The sequence below is a fragment of the Pseudomonas sp. CFBP13528 genome, from assembly GCF_005233615.1.
GTDB lineage: Bacteria > Pseudomonadota > Gammaproteobacteria > Pseudomonadales > Pseudomonadaceae > Aquipseudomonas > Aquipseudomonas fluorescens_AM.
On record NZ_QGAJ01000019.1, the window covers coordinates 38,622 to 57,560 of the forward strand.

Below are 18,939 nucleotides of genomic sequence, written 5' to 3' on the forward strand. Positions count from 1 at the left end.
GGCAAAGCGCCGCATATACCCTCTCAATCGATGGGACTGGTAGAATCGCCGCCGGTTCACACGAGGTTTTTCCATGCACGATCCCCACAGCGAACGCATGAGTAGCGGCGAGACCCGAGCGGCAAGCGGTCTGGCCCTGGTGTTCGCCTTCCGTATGCTGGGCATGTTTATGGTGTTGCCGGTGCTGGCGACCTATGGAATGGATCTCGCAGGCGCGACCCCCGCATTGATCGGCCTGGCGATTGGCGCCTATGGCCTGACCCAGGCGATCTTCCAGATACCCTTCGGCATCATTTCCGACCGTATTGGCCGTCGCCCGGTGATTTACCTGGGGTTGATCGTGTTCGCCCTCGGCAGTGTGCTCGCGGCGCAGTCCGATTCGATCTGGGGCGTGATCGCCGGACGGATCCTGCAAGGCGCCGGGGCGATTTCCGCTGCGGTGATGGCCTTGCTGTCGGACCTTACCCGCGAACAACATCGCACCAAGGCCATGGCCATGATCGGCATGACCATTGGTTTGTCGTTTGCCGTGGCGATGGTGGTCGGCCCGCTGCTGACTCGCGCCTTCGGCCTGCACGGGTTGTTCCTGGCCACCGGCGGCATGGCGTTGTTCGGGATCGTGATCGTGGCCTTCATGGTGCCGCGCTCGACCGGCACGCTGCAGCACCGTGAGTCCGGCGTCGCGCGCAAGGCGCTGTTGCCGACGCTCAAGCATCCGGACCTGCTGCGCCTGGATTTAGGTATCTTCGTGTTGCACGCAATGCTGATGTGCAGCTTCGTCGCCTTGCCCCTGGCGCTGGTGCAGAAAGCCGGGTTGCCCAAGGAGCAGCACTGGTGGGTCTACCTTACCGCACTGTTGATTTCGTTCTTCGCCATGATTCCGTTCATCATCTACGGCGAGAAGAAACGCAAAATGAAACGAGTTCTGCTCGGCGCCGTCGCGACATTGATGCTCACTGAACTATTCTTCTGGCAGTTCGGCGACAGCTTGCGGGCGCTGGTGGTCGGCACGGTGGTGTTCTTCACCGCGTTCAACCTGCTGGAGGCGTCATTGCCGTCGCTGATCAGCAAAGTTTCACCGGCTGGCGGCAAGGGCACGGCAATGGGCGTTTATTCCACCAGCCAGTTCCTCGGTTCGGCGCTGGGCGGAATCATGGGCGGCTGGATGTTCCAGCATGGCGGTTTGTCGGTTGTGTTCCTCGGATGCGCCGGGCTGGCTGCACTTTGGCTGGTCTTTGCTGTTACCATGCGCGAACCTCCGTATGTGACGAGCCTACGCCTGCCGTTATCGCCTGAAGCGATGCGCGAAGCTGGCTTGGCCGAGCGCCTGAAGGCCGTCGTTGGAGTAACGGACGCAGTAGTGGTCGCAGAAGAAGCTGCGATTTACATCAAATTGGACACCGAATTATTGGATCGCGCGACGCTCGAGCACCTGGTCAACCCAGTGCCGACAGCGCGCCCAGCCTAGGAGAACGTTATGGCCCGTGGGGTTAACAAAGTCATATTGGTCGGTACATGCGGCCAGGATCCCGAAGTTCGCTACCTGCCTAACGGTAACGCCGTGACCAACCTGAGTCTGGCGACCAGCGAACAGTGGACCGACAAGCAGACTGGCCAGAAGGTCGAGAAAACCGAATGGCACCGCGTGTCGATGTTCGGCAAAGTGGCCGAGATCGCCGGTGAGTACCTGCGCAAAGGTTCGCAGGTCTACATCGAAGGCAAACTGCAAACCCGCGAGTGGGAAAAAGACGGCATCAAGCGTTACACCACTGAAATCGTGGTCGACATGCAAGGCACCATGCAATTGCTGGGCGGCCGTCCACAGGGCGACCAACAGGGCCAGGGCGGCATGTCCAACTCGGCACCACGTCCACAGCAGTCGCGTCCGCAGCCAAGCCAGCAGCCTCAGCGTGAGTCGCGTCCCGCGCCACAACAGGCCGCCCCGCAGCCGGCTCCGGATTTCGACAGCTTTGATGACGATATTCCGTTCTAGGGTTTAAAACCCCAGAACCTAAAAAAACCCCGATAGCCCTGGCTTCGGGGTTTTTTTATGGGCGATGCTTAACCACCAAGAGAAGGAGAAACCCCGATGACCTGGTCCGCCAAGCAGTACACGATGTTCGAGCAGCAGCGCACCCGCCCCGTCCGCGATCTGGTGGCCGCGATTCCCAATACCGATGTGGGCACGGCCGTCGATTTAGGGTGTGGCCCCGGCAATTCCACCCAAGTGTTGGCCGAACGCTTTCCACACGCCCACATTACCGGCATGGACAGCTCCGATGACATGCTGCGTGACGCCCGCAAGCGCCTGCCGGCCTTGAGCTTCGAACTGGCGGATATAGGCGCCTGGCGTCCGGCGCAGCGGTTTGACGTGATTCTCGCCAATGCTTCCCTGCAATGGTTGCCTGACCACGCCACGCTCTATCCGCACTTGGTCAACCAACTGACACCCAGTGGCACGCTGGCGGTACAGACGCCGGACAACCTCGACGAGCCTGCCCACCGGCTCGCCCGTGAAGTTGCGGCCGAGGGCCCATGGGCCGCGAAGATCGGCGCGGTCAGGCATAACGAGCGGCATTCGGCGAGCTATTACTTCGAACTGCTGAACCGGCATTGCAGCACCGTTGATGTCTGGCGTACCACCTACCACCATCCGTTGGCGGACCACGCGGCAGTGGTGGAGTGGTTCAAGGCTTCAGCGCTGCGGCCCTTCCTGGCACCCCTGAACGATGACGAAAAAGCCGCTTTTCTGCAGGAGTACCAGGCACGGATTGCCCAGGCCTATCCAGCCCTGGTCGATGGCACGGTGCTGCTGCCATTCCCGCGTCTGTTCATCATAGCCACTCGCTGACCGCGCCGAGCGGCGGTCAAGCCGCCGCTTGGGCCTGCAAATATTCTTCTGTCGACACCACCCCCGCATACCCGAAGGCCAGCGAAGCCATGTACGCGCCATGCACCTGCGCGGCGGGAATCACCTGCCCATTGAACTCCTGGTCGCGGGTAGCGCATGCGTCATGAATCACCGTGACCTTGTAGCCCAGGTCTGCCGCCGCCCGCACCACGGCGTCGATGCACATATGGCTCATGCTGCCGACCACGACCACGTCGGTAATGCTGCGCTGTTCAAGCAATTCGCGCAGGTTGGTCTGGCGAAATGCATTCACAAAGTGCTTGAGCACCACCGGCTCATTGCCCTGGTTCAGCACCTTGGCATGCAAACGCGCACCTTCGGATCCCGTTGTGAAGAACGGCGCGTCATCGCCTGCGAACTCATGACGCACATGAATCACGGCATCCCCGGCCTGACGAAAGGCCTGCAGCACCTGCGCAGCTTTATCCGCGGCGGCTTCAACACCGTCAAGCGGCCACTTGCCCTGGGGGAAGTAGTCGTTCTGGATATCGATTAGGATGAGTGCTTGCTTGGCCATGTGGGTTGCCTCCTGATGGGTAGATGGGCCCAGTATCTTAGCTGGCGCCGACGCCGGACATTGGCTGCACCGACAATAACGGGGGGAAAACTGACAATGGCCGTGGTTGAACTGGGCATAGTGATCTACCAGGGCGCGCAGTTGGCCGCCGTGCATGGCTTGACCGATTTGTTTGGCGTCGCCAATCGCATTGCCGCCGAGCACCAATCGCCGCAGTTGCCGACGTTGCGCGTCAGCCATTGGCAGGTGGATACCCAGGGCAAGCCTGTGCGGGGGTTCGACACTCAGCCTGGCCCCGACCACCCTTTGGCTGCCGTGCTAGTGCCTCCCTCGGTGGGCGAATTCAGCGAAGAACACACGCCCCCGGCGTTGCTCGAATGGCTGCGCCAGCAGCACGCGGCGGGCACTGTGCTCGCGGGCGTGTGCATCGGGTCGATCATGCTCGCGCGCAGCGGCCTGCTGGATGGGCGTAGCGCCACCGCCCACTGGTCGTCCGCCGACAGCTTCGCCATTCGCTTTCCGGCCGTGCGCCTGGAAGCGGATAAACCCATCGTCGATGACGGCGACCTGATCACCACCGCCGGGCTGATGGCCTGGTCCGAGTTGGGGCTGCGCCTGATCGAGCGTTTGCTGGGGCCGAGCATCGCCGCTGATACCGCGCGTTTTCTGGTGATTGAACACAGTGACAGCGCCAGCCAATGCGGCAGCAACTTCGCACCGATCCTCGGGCATGGTGACGCTGCCATTCTCAAGGTTCAGCATTGGCTGCAAGCCAGCGGCGCGGTGGAGGTGTCCATCGCGGCCATGGCACAAGAGGCGGGCCTTGAAGAACGTACCTTGCTGCGCCGCTTTCGCAGCGCCACCGGTTTGAAACCTACCGAGTACTGTCAGCACCTGCGCGTGGGCAAGGCGCGACAAATGCTGGAGTTCACCAACGGCACCATCGACCACATCGCCTGGACGGTGGGCTACCAGGACCCCAGCGCCTTTCGCGCCACCTTCAAGAAAATCACCGGCCTGACCCCCAGTGACTACCGCAACCGCTTCGGTGTGTGAATCGTGCAGAACGCCGCGTGCCCGGCGCAGCGTCGTGCAGAATGGCGCAGGCTAAGTGCTATCGCGTTTGCGGCAACTGACTGAATATCAAGCGCTGCTCCTCAACACGACCTTGGCCTTATCCCTGCTACGCTTGCCCTACACACATGGCCGGATGTCCAGGGGGACGCATGACCCCGATTTCACGTAAAAAGTGGGTGGTCGCTCACTCAACACGAGAGGGCGCACCGCAACATGAAGTCCAGACCAATCGCGCCCTGGCGCGCTGGCTGGCGCAGATACTGGGGCTCAAATTCGGCGGCAGCTACGATCCGCTCAAGCACGCCGGCCGCGATCTGTACCTGCTGCCCACACAAACGCTGGTGGGGGCCGCTCAGGCACAAGCGCTCAACATCAAAGGCCCGCAAGACCTGTGGGGGGGGTATGTCGAGCACGCGTTCATTTGTACCAAAGCCATCACTCATGGCCTGTCAAGCCCGCAAGCCAAGGCGCCGCAAGGCTGGTCGCCGCTGTTTTGTGAGCGGGTGCGCGATGTCGTCCTCGATGGCTTGAGCGTCTTCGCGCTGGAAGATGCACGGCCAGCCGCTACCCGCTTGCTCTACAGCGGGCCGATTCGCTTGAAGCCCGTGCACGCCTGCGCGGGGCGCGGGCAACAGGTTATCCGCAGCCTCGACGAATTCGATGCCCTGCTGGCGCGTCCCGAAGCCGCCGCAATGTTCAACGATGGGGTGGTGCTGGAACAAGACCTGCAGGACGTAGTCACTCACAGTGTGGGCCAGAGCTTTATTGGTGATCACCTGTTCAGCTACTGCGGCGAGCAATACCTGACCCGGGACGGGCTGGGCGAAGAGGTCTATGGCGGTTCCAAGCTGCTGGCGGTGCCCGGCAACTATGATGACCTGCTCAGGCTGGATCTGCCTGACGATGTACGTGAAGCCGTCAGGCAAGCGCAGGTCTTCGACAGGGCTGCCGATGAAGCCTACCCCGGCTTTTACGCCTCGCGGCGCAACTACGACATCGCTCAGGGCCTGGACAGCGAAGGTCAACGCCGTAGTGGCGTGCTGGAGCAATCCTGGCGCATGGGCGGGGCCAGCAGCGCGGAGGTCGCAGCGCTGCAGAGTTTCATCAACCATCCCGGCCTGCGCGCGATTCAGGTGTCTTCGGTGGAAACCTACGTGGATCAGACACTGCCGGCGGGTGCCATCGAGGTGTACCGAGGTCCGGCTGAAAACAGCGACTTTCTCCTCAAATATGTGACGGTAAATTCTTATGACGGCTAGAAGCGAGAGCATTGCGATCGATATAGACGACGAACAGATGAGCGGGACCTTCCTGAGCCCTAAATCCAAAGTGCCGGGCGTGTTGTTCGTGCACGGCTGGGGCGGTAGCCAGGAACGCGACCTGGAACGGGCCAAGGGCATTGCTGGGCTCGGTTGCGTGTGTTTGACCTTCGACCTTCGCGGCCATGCCGGCACCGGTATCCCGCTGTCCCGCGTGACCCGTGAAGACAACCTGCGCGACCTGTTGGCTGCCTACGACCGGCTGCTGGCCCACCCGGCGATCGACACCTCGGCGGTGGCAGTGGTGGGCACCAGCTATGGCGGCTACTTGGCGGCGATCCTCACCTCATTGCGCCCGGTGCGCTGGCTGGCGTTGCGGGTGCCTGCGCTGTACCGAGACCAGGAATGGCTCAAGCCCAAGCGTGAACTGGATAAAGCCGACCTGATGGATTACCGCAGCACGCTGGTTCATGCTCAAACCAATCGTGCCTTGCATGCCTGCGCGAAATTCACCGGAGATGTACTGATCGTCGAATCGGAAACCGACGATCACGTGCCTCACGCCACCATCATGAGTTACCGCGCGGCGTGCCAGCAGACCCATTCGCTGACCCACCGCATCATCGACGGCGCCGACCACTCATTGAGCGATCCGGTGTCGCAGCAGGCGTACACCTCGATCCTGGTGGATTGGATCACTGAGATGGTAGTGGGTGAACGGCTGAGCATCATTCAATCGCGCTAACCCGCTAAGCGGGTGTTTTCTTCACCCGCAACGCCTTGGCCTTCGCCTCCACCCCCAAATACATCACCAGCGCGATCAACAACGGGCAGATAAAATAGATCGCCCGATAGGCAATCAATCCCGCCAGCAAACTGCCGCGTGACGCCTCATGCTGCAGCAGCCCGATAAACACCGCTTCCAGCACGCCGAGGCCGGCAGGAATATGCGTGAGCACTCCGGCAATCGCGCTGATCAGCAGCACCCCCAGCACCAGCGGATAATCCAGTTTCGCCGGCAACAGCGTGAAAATCACGGCCGCCATCAGCGACCAGTTCAACGCGCCCAGCAGCAACTGCAAACACGCCATGCGCAGCGACGGCAGGTTGATTTCCATGCCGCGAATCGTCCACGCGCGCTTTTTCGAAAATTGGCACGCCACCAGGTAGCCCAGGCTCGCCAGCACCAACAGCGCACCGATGCCTTGCAAGGCCGTGGTGCTGACTTTCCAGCCCGGCGGCATGGTGACCAGGCCGCTGCTGAACACCGCTCCGGCCAACGCCATATAGCCGAACCAGTTGGTTGCCAGGCTCAGCCCCAGGATCTTGGCGATATTGCCGGTGCTCACCCCCAGTCGCGAATACAGCCGATAACGCATGGCGATGCCGCCCACCCACGCGCTCAGGTTGAGGTTGAACGCGTAGCTGATGATGCCCACCGGCAAGATTTGCTTCCAGCGCAAAGGCTGGCGAATGTAGGTGCGGCCGATCAGGTCGAAGCAGGCATACACAATAAAGCTGCACACCGTCAGCGCGCCGGCGATCAGCAGGGTGCGCACCTTGAATTCGCTCAACGTCTGTACCACTTCGCTCCAGTCGATGCGTCGGGCAAGCAAAGTGAACAGCACGATCAGCAGCAGGAAGAACGCAAGGGTCAGGGGCTTCTTCCAGCGCTGGAACCGGGAGCCGCTTTTTTCAGACGTCATGGGCCGGACTCTCAATAGGTTTCAAACGCGGCTTGTGTGCCGGCAGCCAGCCGGTCAGGGCGGGGAAGTGACGCATCACATGAAATACCAGGAAGCCCACGGTCAGGCGCCACAACCACAGGCGCGGTTTGCGTTTTGCCGGCATGGTCTGGCAATGGTCCCTGGCGAGCGCTTCCAGGCTTTCGTACAACTGCTGATTGAACGCCCGGTCGCGGATCAACACATTGGCTTCAAGGTTCAATGCCAGGCTCAACGGGTCCAGGTTGCTTGAACCGACAGTGCTCCAGTCCTCGTCCACCAAGGCCACCTTGCCGTGCAGCGGGCGCTGGCAATACTCGTGAATGACCACGCCGTCCTTGAGCAGATAGTCATAGAGCATGCGCGCCGCCAGCTTGGCGAGCAGCACATCCGGCTGGCCCTGCATGATCAATTGCACGTGCACGCCACGGCGCGCGGCGTTGCGGATTTCCCGCAGCAGGCGGTAACCGGGGAAGAAATACGCGTTGGCAATCACGGCGCGCGTACGGGCTTTGCTCAACGCGTGGATATAGGCTTCTTCGATGTCATCGCGATGCTGCACGTTGTCGCGATAGATCAGGCGTACCAGGCCGTCTTCGTCAGACGTTGCCCATGGCGTCGGACGTTGCTGGCGCCGCCGCCATCCACGTCGCGTGCGCACCTGGCGACCACTTTGCGCCAGGGCGAAGTGGTGCAGGTCGGCCACCGCCGGGCCAACGATTTGCACCGCATAATCCTGCTTGGCTTCAGGGCCGAAGTCACCCAGATGGTCGGCGGAAAAGTTGATACCGCCGATGAACGCCACGCTGGCATCCACCACCACGATTTTGCGGTGCAGGCGACGGAACCAGTTGGTGCGGATACCCAGCGTCTTCGAGGCCGGATCGAACATCTGCACCACCACCCCGGCCTCGGCCAGCTCGCGTAAAAATGCGCGGCTCAGTTCGCCGCAACCAAAGCCATCCAGGCTGGCCACCACCTTCACCCCGCGCTGCGCGGCTTCGATCAGGATGCCTTTGAGCTCAACGCCGACCTTGTCCTCGAAGAGGATAAACGTCTCCAGCAGAATCTCGCGCTGCGCCGCGCGCATGGCCTCGAACACCTTGGGAAAGTAGGCCTCGCCATTTTCCAGCAACTCGATGCGGTTGCCGCTCTGCCAGCCGTAATCGAGGTCACGCGCCTTGGCATCATCCGGCGGCTGGTCGGTGGCGATATGTTCTACAGCGACGTTCATAGCTCAATCTCCACCGACAGCGGCACATGGTCAGACAAATGGGACCAGGGGCGTGTGGTCAGCACCCGGGGGTTATGCACCTTCAGATTGCGCACGTAGATGCGGTCCAGCGCCAACAACGGCAGGCGCGCGGGAAACGTGCGTGCAGGTTTGCCCTGGGTCTGCACGAAGACTTCCTCAAGGCCGCTTTGGCTCAGGTCGGCACGCTGGCGCCAGTCGTTGAAATCGCCGGCGACCACCACCGGCGCGTCGGCCGGAATCTCGCTGATGCGCTGCTCCAGCAAGCGCAGTTGCTGCTGGCGATGCACTTCACGCAGGCCCAGGTGGATGCAGATCGCATGCACTTGCTGCCCGCTGCCCGGCAGGCGCAGAACGCAATGCAGCAGGCCGCGGTTCTCATGGCCGCTCTGGGAGATGTCGAGGTTGTCGTGACGGATGATCTGGAATTTCGACAGCAGCGCATTGCCGTGGTCGCCATGGGGATAGACCGCGTTGCGCCCGTAGGCGAACTGCGGCCAGATACTGTCGGCGAGAAACTCGTACTGCGGCATCTTCGGCCAGTCGCTGTAGCGCTGCGGATGCTGTTCGTGGGTGCCATGGATTTCCTGCAGGAACACCATGTCGGCGCCAACGCTGCGCACCGCTTCACGCAACTCGGGCAGGATGAAACGCCGATTCAAGGCGGTGAAACCCTTGTGGATATTCACCGTCAGCACGGTAAAGCGAGTAATGGGGGCAGTGGGTGTGATGGGGATCAACTCCGGCTGTGTCATGGCAGCACTCCAGGTTCCGGCAATTGCCCCGGCGCTGTCGCCAAGTGCTTGTCCAGACCGAAACGCTGTAACAATTGACGGGCATCGAAAGGCGCACGCACCTTGATGTCGTTATCGAAAAAGCAGAATACGTCGCGCTGTTTGCGCGCGCGTGGCTTGTGCTGCGGGGCGATCAAATGCGCATCCGCAGGCTGTTTGCCGTGACGCCAACGCTCGATGCGGTCGCCCCAGCGCTTGAGGGCTTCGTCGGTATAGCCACTGGCGTACAACTGCTTGTCGCCATGCAGGCGCAGGTACAGGAAGTTGCCGGTGACGTCTTCGGCATACGGCCACTTGCCAGCAGTGTCCGCCACCACCAGGGCGACGCCGTACTTGTCCAGCAACTGCACAAACTCAGGCACCGCAAAGCTCTGGTGGCGAATTTCCACCGCATGGCGCAACGGCTGCTTGCCGTAGGCCTTCATGCTCGCTTTGCCGTTCAGGCGTGGCTCATGCTGATGGGCGAGGGCGGCGGCCTGCAAGGTGGTGGTGGGCAGTTCGGCCAGGAAGGCTTCGAACAGGGGCGGGTCGAACTTGAAGCTGGGCGGGAACTGCCAGAGGATTGGCCCAAGTTTGTCTTTGAGCTCCAGCACCCCGGACGCGAAGAAGTTCGCCATGGGCTTGTGCACATCGCGCAGGCGCAGGATATGGGTGATATAGCGCGGGGCCTTGACGCTGAACATGAACCCTTCGGGCGTGTCGGCATACCACTCGGCGTAGCGCTTGGGGGTTTGCAACGCGTAGAACGAACCGTTGATTTCGATCGCGTTGACGGCGCGTGACGCAAACTGCAATTCGCGTTTCTGGGTCAAGCCTTCGGGGTAGAAATCGCCCCGCCAGGGCATATAGCGCCAGCCGGAAATGCCGATGTGAATCGCCGCCATGCTTACTCCCGTTGATCCAGGGTCGATTGCCCCGCGTTTTGGGATGACTACGATCTTTGGCCGAAAGTTTCCACATTCCTACAGGCGGTAGAGCGGGCGGTAGAAGCCAGGGTGTGGGAGAGGGGCCGGGCGAATCAGGGGAACGATCACGGCTCAAACCCGTCAGTTCCTAACAGACCCTCTGAAGGAGCCCGGTGTTTTGCTGAATCTAAAGACTGCATTACTGCTCGGCGCGCTGCTGTTGTGCGGCAACGGCGCACTGCAAGCCGCGGCCACCGCGCCTGAACCCGAAGCCCCGGCCAAGCCGGAGTTGCTGGTGGAGGGCGGCCTGCTCGGGGCCATCAGTTCCAGCATCGATGATGTGCAACAGAAGCTGGACCTCAATCAGAATTTCATCGACGAGTGGCGCCTGCGGGCCGACCGGGCCGCGAATGAAGTCGGGCGTTTGGTCGACCAGACGGCGGCGCGCTCGCCATGGAGCGTGGCCGGGGATTTCCTGTTGCTGTCCGCCGTGTGGATCGGTGCCTTTGCCGTGTTGATGCTGTTGGGCCGCCTGATCGTGCGGCGCCTGGGCCTGCGTGGTTTTTTCCAGCGCCGCGCGCGCCTGCTGGCGGTGCTCGGGTATGTGGTGCCCTATACCCTCCCGGCCATTATCTGCCTGCCGTTGACGCTGTATGTCAGCCACTTTTTAGCCACCTCCGTGGGCCGGGCGCTGGCGCTGTGTTTTGCCTACGCCACCAGTAGCGGCATTTTTTCCACCTCGATGCTGTTGTGCGTCATCGTCATGTTCAACGTCGGCCACAAGCGCCCGGCGGTGCGGATAATTTGCGGCTATTGTCCCAAGCCGCTGTTCCTGATCGGCTTCCTGGCCGCCCTCAGCGATGCGCTGACCAGTCCGCAGATCGCCCGTCAGCTCGGTGGCAATATCACCAGCAGTATCGCGGTGTTTACCGGCCTGTTTGCGACGGTGATCTTTGGCGTGCTGGTAGTGCGTCTGCGGCGTCCGGTTGCGCATCTGATCCGCAATCGGCCGCTGGCCCAGCGGCTCAAACAACCGGCGTTGCAGCAATCATTGCGAGTATTTTCCGGGCTCTGGTATTGGCCGATTCTGCTGATGGTGCTGGTATCGGCAATCAACCTGATCGGTGCGGGCGACGACAATCAAAAGGCCCTGCGCTGTGCCCTGTTCACCACCATCCTGCTGATCGGCACGGTGTTCCTCAGCACTGTGCTGCAACACCTGTTCAAGTCTCGCAGCCAGGTGGCGATCCAGCGTAGCAGCGCCTACAAGGAGCGCTTTCTCAGCCTGTTGCACGCGATATTGCGCATCGTCATGGCCATCGCCTTTATCGAAATTCTCGGGCGTATCTGGGGCGTGTCGTTGTTCGAGTTTGCCCAGCGCAACTCAATAGGCCGGGCAATCAGCGATTCCCTCAGCAGCATCGGCCTGATCCTGTTGATGACGTGGCTGTTCTGGGTGGTGCTCGATACAGCGATTCAGGAAGCGCTCAAACCGCCGGTCAACAAGCGCTCCAGCCGCCAGCCCAGCACCCGTGTGAAAACCATCCTGCCGCTGTTGCGCAACGCGGTGAAAATCATCCTCGTGGTGATCTGTGCGATCACCACCATGGCCAACCTGGGCATCAACGTCGCGCCGCTGCTGGCGGGGGCCGGTGTGGTCGGCCTGGCCATCGGTTTTGGCTCGCAGCAACTGGTGCAGGACGTGATCACCGGCCTGTTCATCATCATCGAAGACACCTTGTCGATCGGCGACTGGGTGGTGCTCGACTCCGGCCATGCCGGCACCGTCGAGGGCCTGACCATCCGCACCCTGCGCCTGCGCGATGGCAAGGGCTTCGTGCATTCGGTGCCGTTCGGGCAGATCAAGGCGGTCACCAACCAGTCGCGCCAGTTCGCTTACGCGTTCTTCTCGGTGCAGTTCACCTACGACACCGATGTGGACAAAGCCGTGGAACTGATCCGCGAGGCCGGCCAGTCGATTCGCGACGACGTGTTCCTCAAGTACAACCTGCAAGGGCCGCTGGAGGTGTTCGGCGTCGACAAGATGGACCTCAACGGCGTGGTGCTGACAGCGCAGTTCCGTACTGTGTCGGGTGGGCAGTATGCGGTGAGTCGTGCGTTTAACCAGCGCTTGAAGAAGCTTGTGGATAACTGCGATGAAGTGCATTTCGCGCAGACTTATCCACAGCAGGTTGTGTTGACCAAGCGGGTGGGGCAGGAGCATGAGGTGGAGATGACCGAGCAGCCGCGTGCCGAGTGATTGTGGTGCCTGAACCGGCGCCATCGGGGGCAAGCCCCTCCCACATTGGAACTGTGTTCACACATCCAGTGTGGGAGGGGGCTTGCCCCCGATGAGGCCCTCAAACTCACCGCCTGAGCAATTTCTCCTGAATAGCCTGCTGATCCACCTCCAGCAACACCTGCTGCTTACCGCCCACCATCACCCCCGCCGGCACGCCATCCCGGTACACGATCCGATTGCCACTCACCGCCGGCACTTTGCTTCCCGGTAGCAGCGTGCCGACAAGGTTCAGCGGGTCGGCCCCGCACACTGCGATCAAGCTGCCGTCATGGGGCCGGCGCCGCACCTCACGCAGCAACGGGATCGCCTCCGGCAGTGCAAACTGTTCCCCCGCCAAGCCACTGACAAACCGCCCGCCGCGAATCTCGCCCCGCGCTTCCAGGCGCTGGTAGGTGCGCAGCAATTCCCGCCAGCTCGGCAACCAGTCCGCCTCGCGCTCGAGCAGGCGCCAGAACACCACGCCATAGCGGCGCAGCAGGGTCATCGCGACATGCTCCAGCGTCTCGGCCGAATGCGCACCGGGCTCGCCTGGCGCGCGACGTATCAGTGCCCAGCGCCCGGCATCATCCATGCCGCCGATAAAGGCGCCGCGTCCACGCCGGCTGCTGCGCGCCTGGCGTTTGCTGGCGGGCGTGGTCAGGGCGCGCAGCCCGGCGAAGCTGTCGGCATTCACCAACCCCGCGCCGACCAACTCCTGCAAGGCGGTTTCCAGCTCGCTGCGCAGCAGATGGGCTTCATGCACCAGTTCATCGAAGAACAGCGCGCCCTGTTCGCGCAGGGCCAAATGGACTTTCTGCGCCTTGGGCGACAGCGTCGTGCTGTCGGTCTGTTCGGTCAGCCCGCTCCACAACGGCACCTGGCTGCGCGGTAACAGCACGATCGGCGTGCTGCGCAAGGCAATGGCGCCGGCCTTGTGGCTCAGGCGCGTCCACACCAGCTTGCCGCTGCGGCACAGGTCGTCGAGCCAGGTCGAGGCGTAATCCTTGATACGCGCACTGAGCAGGTCACTGTCCCAGGCCGACGTGGCGGCGGCGTAGCCTTCGAACTGGGCGACTATCTGCGGCAACACCGCGCTGCCCTGGCCGCGCGTGCTGTCGGACAAGTGCTGCCAGTCGAACAGAAAACGCATGAAGTCCTGCAGCGCCACCGGTTCGATTTCCCGGCGCAGGCGCTTGACCGTGTAGCGATGAATACGCGCCAGCAGGTGCCGTTCGCACCATTGCTCAGCGCTACAGCCTGGGCTGAAGTGCCCGCGCAGCACGTAGCCTTCCTGCTCCAGCCGCGCCAACCCCTGGGCCACGGTGGCGGGGGGCAACGCCAGGGGCGCGGCAATCTCGGGCAGCGTCAATGGGCCGAAACCGCCCAGGCGCGCGCGCAGCACTTCCACCAAGGCCTCATCGAATGTCCAGGGCTCGTCGAAACCTGGCAGCAGCGGCAGGTTGTGCGGGTAGATTGCCTGCAGACAGCTCAAGCGTTCCACGGCTACCCACAGGCCGTTGGGCAATGGATAAGCGCGTCCGGCCTTGTTCAGCGTCTGCAACCATTCGGCCCATTGCGGCGTGACCTCCTGCTCTGCAATACAAGCCAGGCTCATCAGCGCTTCGTGCATTTCATCCGGCCCCTGGGGCGCGGGCCACGCCTCCTCGCGTACGCCGGCAATCGCTTCGGTATCCAGTGCGCCGAGGTCGTCGGTACTCTGCGGGTCGCTCCAGCGGCGGTTGAGCACCGCCTGGGTGCGGCGTTCTTCCAATGGCGCGTCATCGAGAAAAGTGTAGGGGCGCGCGCTGAGAATTTCGGCGGCCATCGGCGAGGGCGCGGGCAGGTCACGGCTGACCATGCGCACGTCGCCCGCTTCCATGCGCCGCAACAGGGCCAGCCAGCCCTCGCTGTCCATGGCTTCGTGCAGGCAGTCATCGAGGGTTTGTTCCACCAGCGGATGGTCGGGCACTTCGCGTTCGCCGGCGAGGTTTTCCAGGCAGGCAATCTGGTCGGGAAACACACTGGCGATCAGGTCTTCGCTTTTCATGCGCTGGATCTGCGGCGCTACCTTGCGCCCGCCGGTGTAGCGCGGCAATGCCAGCGCCACGCCGGCGTTCCAGCGCCAGCGCACGCCGAACAGCGGCGCATCCAGCACGGCCTGGATCAGCAGGTGTTCGGCGCTGTTGCTGTTGAGGTAACGCCACACGTCATCCAGCGCGAAGCTGTGGCTGGTGGACAGCGACAGCACAATCGCATTTTCGCTGGCCGCCGCTTGCAGCTCGAAGTTGAACGTGCGGCAAAAGCGCTTGCGCAGGGCCAGGCCCCAGGCGCGGTTGATGCGGCTGCCAAACGGCGTGTGGATGATCAACTGGGTGCCGCCGGACGCGTCGAAAAACCGCTCCATGATCAAGGTGTCCCGCGACGGCAAGGCACTGAGGGCCAGGCGCGTGCGGGCCAGGTAATCCAACAGTTGTTCGGCGCTGGCGCGGTTCAGGCCGAGGGTGTCGGTGAGCCACGTCTGCGCCGGTTGCAGGTCACCCGGGCTGGCGCCGAGCAGGTGGTCCAACTGCCCCTGCAAACGGGCCACCGCCGCCGACAACTCGTTGCTGCGCCCCGGCGCTTCGCCCATCCAGAACGGAATGGTCGGCGGCTGACCGTGGGCGTCCTCGACGCGCACCTTGCCGGCTTCCACCCGCAGGATGCGGTAGGACGTATTGCCGAGCTGGAAAATATCGCCGGCGATGCTCTCCACCGCGAAGTCTTCGTTGACGCTGCCGATGTTCAGGCTCTGGGGTTCGAGCAGCACGCCGTAGTCGGCGTTGTCGGGGATGGTGCCGCCGCTGGTCACGGCCGTGAGCCGGGCGCCACGGCGGCCGCGCAGGGTGTGCGTCACGGCGTCCCGGTGCAGGTAAGCGCTGCGCACACCCTGGCGGCCGTTGTAGCCGTCGGCGAGCATGTGCAACAGCGCCTGGTAATGGCGCTCGTCCAGCACGGCATACGGCGCGGCGCGGCGGATAAGCGTCAGCAGGGGCGCTTGCGACCATTCGCGCGCACTGACCTCGGCGATGATCTGCTGGGCCAGCACGTCCAGCGGCGCCACGGGGATGTGCAGGGTGTCGAGCTCGCCACGGCGCACGCAGTCGAGGAGGGCTGCGCATTCGATCAAGTCGTCGCGGGTGGTGGCAAACAGGCGGCCCTTGGGCGTACCGCCGACCTGGTGCCCGGAGCGGCCGACCCGTTGCAGAAACCCGTTGATTGAACCGGGCGAGCCGATCTGGCAGACCAGGTCCACATCGCCGATATCAATCCCCAGCTCCAGTGACGCGGTCGCGATCAGCACTTGCAGCGCACCGGCCTTGAGGCGTTGCTCGGCGTCCAGGCGCATTTCCTTGGCCAGGCTGCCATGGTGGGCGGCCACCGCCGTCTTGCCCAGGCGCTCGCTCAGGTGGCGCGCCAAGCGTTCGGCCAGGCGCCGGGTGTTCACGAATATCAGCGTGGTGCGATGCTCGCGCGCCAACTCGGCGAGACGGTCGTACACCAGTTCCCACACGTCATTGGCCATCACCGCCGAGAGCGGCACCGGCGGCACTTCGATAGCCAGGTCGCGCGGGCGGGCGTGGCCGATGTCGACAATGGCGCAGTCGCGGCCGGTACCGACCAAAAACCGCGACACCGCGTCGATGGGCTTTTGCGTGGCCGACAGGCCGATGCGCGTCAGCGGCTCGGCGCACAAGGCTTGCAGGCGCTCCAGGCTTAACGCCAGGTGGCTGCCGCGCTTGCCGGCGGCTATCGCGTGGATTTCATCGACGATCACCGTGCGCGTGCTGGCGAGCATCTGCCTGCCCGAGTCCGAGCCGAGCAACACATACAGCGATTCCGGGGTGGTGACCAGGATATGCGGCGCGCGCTTGCGCATCTGTGCACGGTCTTTTTGCGGGGTGTCGCCGGTGCGCACCGCGGTGCGGATCACCAACGGCGGCAGGCCCGATTGTTCAAGATGCTCGGTGATGCCGGCCAGCGGGTTTTGCAGGTTGAGTTGAATATCGTTGGACAGCGCCTTGAGCGGCGAAATGTAGACCACCAGGGTTTCATCGGGCAGTTGGCCGCCGTTGGCCAGACCCTGGTGGACCAGGTCGTCCAGCACCGCCAGAAAGGCGGTCAGGGTCTTGCCCGAACCGGTCGGCGCGGCGATCAGCGTCGAACGGCGCTGACGGATCAGCGGCCACGCCTGGGCCTGCGCGTCGGTCACCGAGGGAAAGGTGCTGCGAAACCAAGTGCTGACGGCGGGGTGGAAGCCGTCCAGTGCCTTGTCTGTTGAGTCGGGAAGGTTCATGTAGTGATTGATGCCGGCCGCTCCAACAAGTTGCAAACACCTACTTTGTCCGTGACGGTTGCGCTACAAACCCGCAAAATGCAACGATTCTGGAATAAACCTACGGCAAGGCTCACGCGCCTGCCGACAACAACCATCGTTCCAAACAGACCGGGCCTGCTCAATCTATGCGAATGCGCCTTATGTTACTGGGCGGCGGGAATGCCCTCGGGCAGGCGCTGATTCGCCTCGGTGCAGAGGAAGACATCGGTTTCCTCGCCCCCAAACCGCCCCAAGACGGCTGGGATGCCGCGAGTCTCACCCAATTGCTCGACGACACCCGTCCCGACGCCTTGATCAACCTCGCCTACTATTTCGACTGGTTCCAGGCCGAAGCCGTCAGCGAAACCCGCCTGGCTTCCCAGGAGTTTGCCATCGAACGCCTGGCCGAACTGTGCCAGCACCACAGCATTACCCTGGTGCAACCGTCCAGCTACCGCGTGTTCGATGGTTCACGCGCCACCGCCTACAGCGAAAAAGACGAGCCGGTGCCCCTGGGCCTGCGCGGCCAGGCGTTGTGGCGTATCGAGCAGAGCGTACGCGCCACCTGCCCGCAGCATGTGCTGCTGCGGTTCGGCTGGCTGCTCGATGACAGCGTCGACGGCACCCTCGGGCGCTTCCTGGCCCGGGCCGAACAGCCGGATGAGTTGTTGATGGCCGACGACCGTCGTGGCAACCCGACGCCGGTGGACGATGCGGCGCGGGTGATCATTTCCGTGCTCAAGCAACTCGATTGCGCGGCACCGCTGTGGGGCACCTATCACTACGCCGGTCACGAGGCGACCACGCCGCTGGCGCTGGGCCAGGCGATCCTCACCGAAGCGCGCAACTTCCACCCCCTGGCCATCGAGTCACCGACCGCCCAGGCTCACGCAGCGCGGCCGGATGCGGCGGATGAACCCCAGCACGCGGTGCTGGCCTGCAAGAAAATCCTGCATACCTTTGGCATCAAGCCACGGGCATGGCGGGCGGGGTTGCCGGCGTTGCTCGACCGGTTCTACCGCCACACCTGACACACTGCAAAACCAAATGTGGGAGGGGGCTTGCCCCCGATAGCGGTGGACCAGTCAATAAGTCTTTGACTGACACTCTGCTATCGGGGGCAAGCCCCCTCCCACATTGTTATGCCGTGTTATTTAGAACTTGTAGCCGATACCCACCATGTAGACCATCGGGTCGACATCCACATTGACCTTGGCCCGAGTGCCCTGGCCCAACGCGTTGTTATCCACAGTCGCCTTGGTGCTGATGTCGATGTAGCGCGCCTGGGCGTTGATCATCCATTTGTCGTTGATCATGTAGTCGGCGCCGATCTGCGCGGCCCAGCCCCAGGAGTTTTCGGCCTTGAAGTTGCTGAAACCGGCTTGCTCGGCGCGGCTGCCGACGTGTTCGTCATAGATCCAGGTGTAGTTGATACCGGCGCCCACATACGGTTGGAACGCCGATTGGTGGTCCAGCGGGTAGTACACGACGCTCAAGGTCGGCGGCAAGTGTTTCAGCGTGCCGAGCTTGCCGTTGGCGGCGCCGAGGGCGGTGTTCTTGATCTTGACATCGTGCTCGAACGGCGTGGCGGCCAACAGTTCGATACCGACGTGATCGGTGATCATGTAGGCGAAGTTCAAGCCCAGTTGGGTGTCGCTGCTCATGGTCGCCTTGCCGCCCAGGTTGGCGCCGGCCAATGGGCCCTGGTCAACCTTGACGCTGCTGCTGTCGGCCTTCGGGTTCACGGTGATTGCACCGGCGCGAACCAGAATGTCGCCCGCCTGGTGGGCGTGGGCGACAGGGACGACGAGGGCGAGCGCGAAGAGGGACGCGCCGAGCAGAGACTTGTTCATGGGAGCTCCAGA

15 protein-coding genes are annotated in these 18,939 nt (G+C 62.9%); 8 read left to right on the forward strand and 7 right to left on the reverse strand.

Going from position 1 to position 18,939, the window contains the following annotated elements:
- Positions 1–73: 73 nt before the first annotated feature.
- The 3 genes from PspCFBP13528_RS24500 to tam all read left to right on the forward strand — a co-directional run bounded on the left by PspCFBP13528_RS24500 (position 74) and on the right by tam (position 2,851).
- Positions 74–1,468, forward strand: coding sequence for an MFS transporter (locus tag PspCFBP13528_RS24500; RefSeq protein WP_101220773.1), 1,395 nt, complete (start codon positions 74–76; stop codon positions 1,466–1,468).
- Between the two features lie 9 nt (positions 1,469–1,477).
- The gene (locus PspCFBP13528_RS24505; protein ID WP_003232445.1) at positions 1,478–1,993 is read left to right on the forward strand and encodes a single-stranded DNA-binding protein; all 516 of its coding nucleotides are present in this window, start codon (positions 1,478–1,480) and stop codon (positions 1,991–1,993) included.
- A gap of 96 nt (positions 1,994–2,089) precedes the next feature.
- Complete coding sequence (tam, locus tag PspCFBP13528_RS24510; protein WP_101220772.1) at positions 2,090–2,851, forward strand: trans-aconitate 2-methyltransferase; 762 nt, start codon at positions 2,090–2,092, stop codon at positions 2,849–2,851.
- Between the two features lie 16 nt (positions 2,852–2,867).
- Here the strand turns inward: tam and PspCFBP13528_RS24515 are convergent, their stop codons facing one another.
- The gene (locus tag PspCFBP13528_RS24515) at positions 2,868–3,428 is read right to left on the reverse strand and encodes a cysteine hydrolase family protein (RefSeq protein ID WP_137201698.1); all 561 of its coding nucleotides are present in this window, start codon (positions 3,426–3,428) and stop codon (positions 2,868–2,870) included.
- A gap of 96 nt (positions 3,429–3,524) precedes the next feature.
- On the opposite strand from PspCFBP13528_RS24515, the gene PspCFBP13528_RS24520 reads away from it, so the two are divergent.
- The 3 genes from PspCFBP13528_RS24520 to PspCFBP13528_RS24530 all read left to right on the forward strand — a co-directional run bounded on the left by PspCFBP13528_RS24520 (position 3,525) and on the right by PspCFBP13528_RS24530 (position 6,509).
- The gene (locus PspCFBP13528_RS24520; protein WP_137201699.1) at positions 3,525–4,484 is read left to right on the forward strand and encodes a GlxA family transcriptional regulator; all 960 of its coding nucleotides are present in this window, start codon (positions 3,525–3,527) and stop codon (positions 4,482–4,484) included.
- Positions 4,485–4,654: 170 nt separating this feature from the next.
- Positions 4,655–5,764, forward strand: a complete 1,110-nt coding sequence (locus tag PspCFBP13528_RS24525) for a DUF3182 family protein (protein WP_137201700.1) — start codon at positions 4,655–4,657, stop codon at positions 5,762–5,764.
- Positions 5,754–6,509 carry an alpha/beta fold hydrolase gene (locus PspCFBP13528_RS24530; RefSeq protein ID WP_101220768.1) on the forward strand — a complete coding sequence of 252 codons (756 nt, stop codon included), beginning with the start codon at positions 5,754–5,756 and terminating at the stop codon, positions 6,507–6,509. The genes PspCFBP13528_RS24525 and PspCFBP13528_RS24530 overlap by 11 nt, the downstream gene beginning before the upstream one ends.
- A 4-nt stretch (positions 6,510–6,513) precedes the next feature.
- Here the strand turns inward: PspCFBP13528_RS24530 and PspCFBP13528_RS24535 are convergent, their stop codons facing one another.
- From PspCFBP13528_RS24535 to PspCFBP13528_RS24550, 4 genes are read right to left on the reverse strand one after another with little or no spacing between them, the layout of a single operon-like run.
- Positions 6,514–7,470: a lysylphosphatidylglycerol synthase domain-containing protein gene (locus PspCFBP13528_RS24535; protein ID WP_101220767.1), complete on the reverse strand. Its 957-nt coding sequence runs from the start codon at positions 7,468–7,470 to the stop codon at positions 6,514–6,516.
- Positions 7,460–8,722 carry a cardiolipin synthase ClsB gene (gene clsB, locus PspCFBP13528_RS24540; protein WP_065949083.1) on the reverse strand — a complete coding sequence of 421 codons (1,263 nt, stop codon included), beginning with the start codon at positions 8,720–8,722 and terminating at the stop codon, positions 7,460–7,462. The genes PspCFBP13528_RS24535 and clsB overlap by 11 nt, the downstream gene beginning before the upstream one ends.
- The gene (locus tag PspCFBP13528_RS24545) at positions 8,719–9,495 is read right to left on the reverse strand and encodes an endonuclease/exonuclease/phosphatase family protein (RefSeq protein ID WP_065949082.1); all 777 of its coding nucleotides are present in this window, start codon (positions 9,493–9,495) and stop codon (positions 8,719–8,721) included. The genes clsB and PspCFBP13528_RS24545 overlap by 4 nt, the downstream gene beginning before the upstream one ends.
- Positions 9,492–10,418, reverse strand: coding sequence for a DUF72 domain-containing protein (locus tag PspCFBP13528_RS24550; protein WP_137201701.1), 927 nt, complete (start codon positions 10,416–10,418; stop codon positions 9,492–9,494). The genes PspCFBP13528_RS24545 and PspCFBP13528_RS24550 overlap by 4 nt, the downstream gene beginning before the upstream one ends.
- A 199-nt stretch (positions 10,419–10,617) precedes the next feature.
- On the opposite strand from PspCFBP13528_RS24550, the gene PspCFBP13528_RS24555 reads away from it, so the two are divergent.
- Positions 10,618–12,699 (forward strand): mechanosensitive ion channel domain-containing protein, encoded by a 2,082-nt coding sequence (locus PspCFBP13528_RS24555; RefSeq protein ID WP_137201702.1) that lies wholly within the window; start codon positions 10,618–10,620, stop codon positions 12,697–12,699.
- Positions 12,700–12,805: 106 nt separating this feature from the next.
- Here PspCFBP13528_RS24555 and PspCFBP13528_RS24560 read toward each other — a convergent pair whose 3' ends face one another.
- A complete protein-coding gene (locus tag PspCFBP13528_RS24560; protein ID WP_137201718.1) occupies positions 12,806–17,053 on the reverse strand; it encodes a DEAD/DEAH box helicase in 4,248 nt (1,415 codons plus the stop codon).
- 167 nt (positions 17,054–17,220) lie between these two features.
- Between PspCFBP13528_RS24560 and PspCFBP13528_RS24565 the strand changes: the two genes are divergently transcribed.
- Complete coding sequence (locus PspCFBP13528_RS24565) at positions 17,221–18,105, forward strand: sugar nucleotide-binding protein (protein WP_083217886.1); 885 nt, start codon at positions 17,221–17,223, stop codon at positions 18,103–18,105.
- Between the two features lie 123 nt (positions 18,106–18,228).
- Here the strand turns inward: PspCFBP13528_RS24565 and PspCFBP13528_RS24570 are convergent, their stop codons facing one another.
- Positions 18,229–18,927, reverse strand: a complete 699-nt coding sequence (locus PspCFBP13528_RS24570; RefSeq protein ID WP_065888399.1) for an OmpW family outer membrane protein — start codon at positions 18,925–18,927, stop codon at positions 18,229–18,231.
- Positions 18,928–18,939 lie beyond the last annotated feature (12 nt).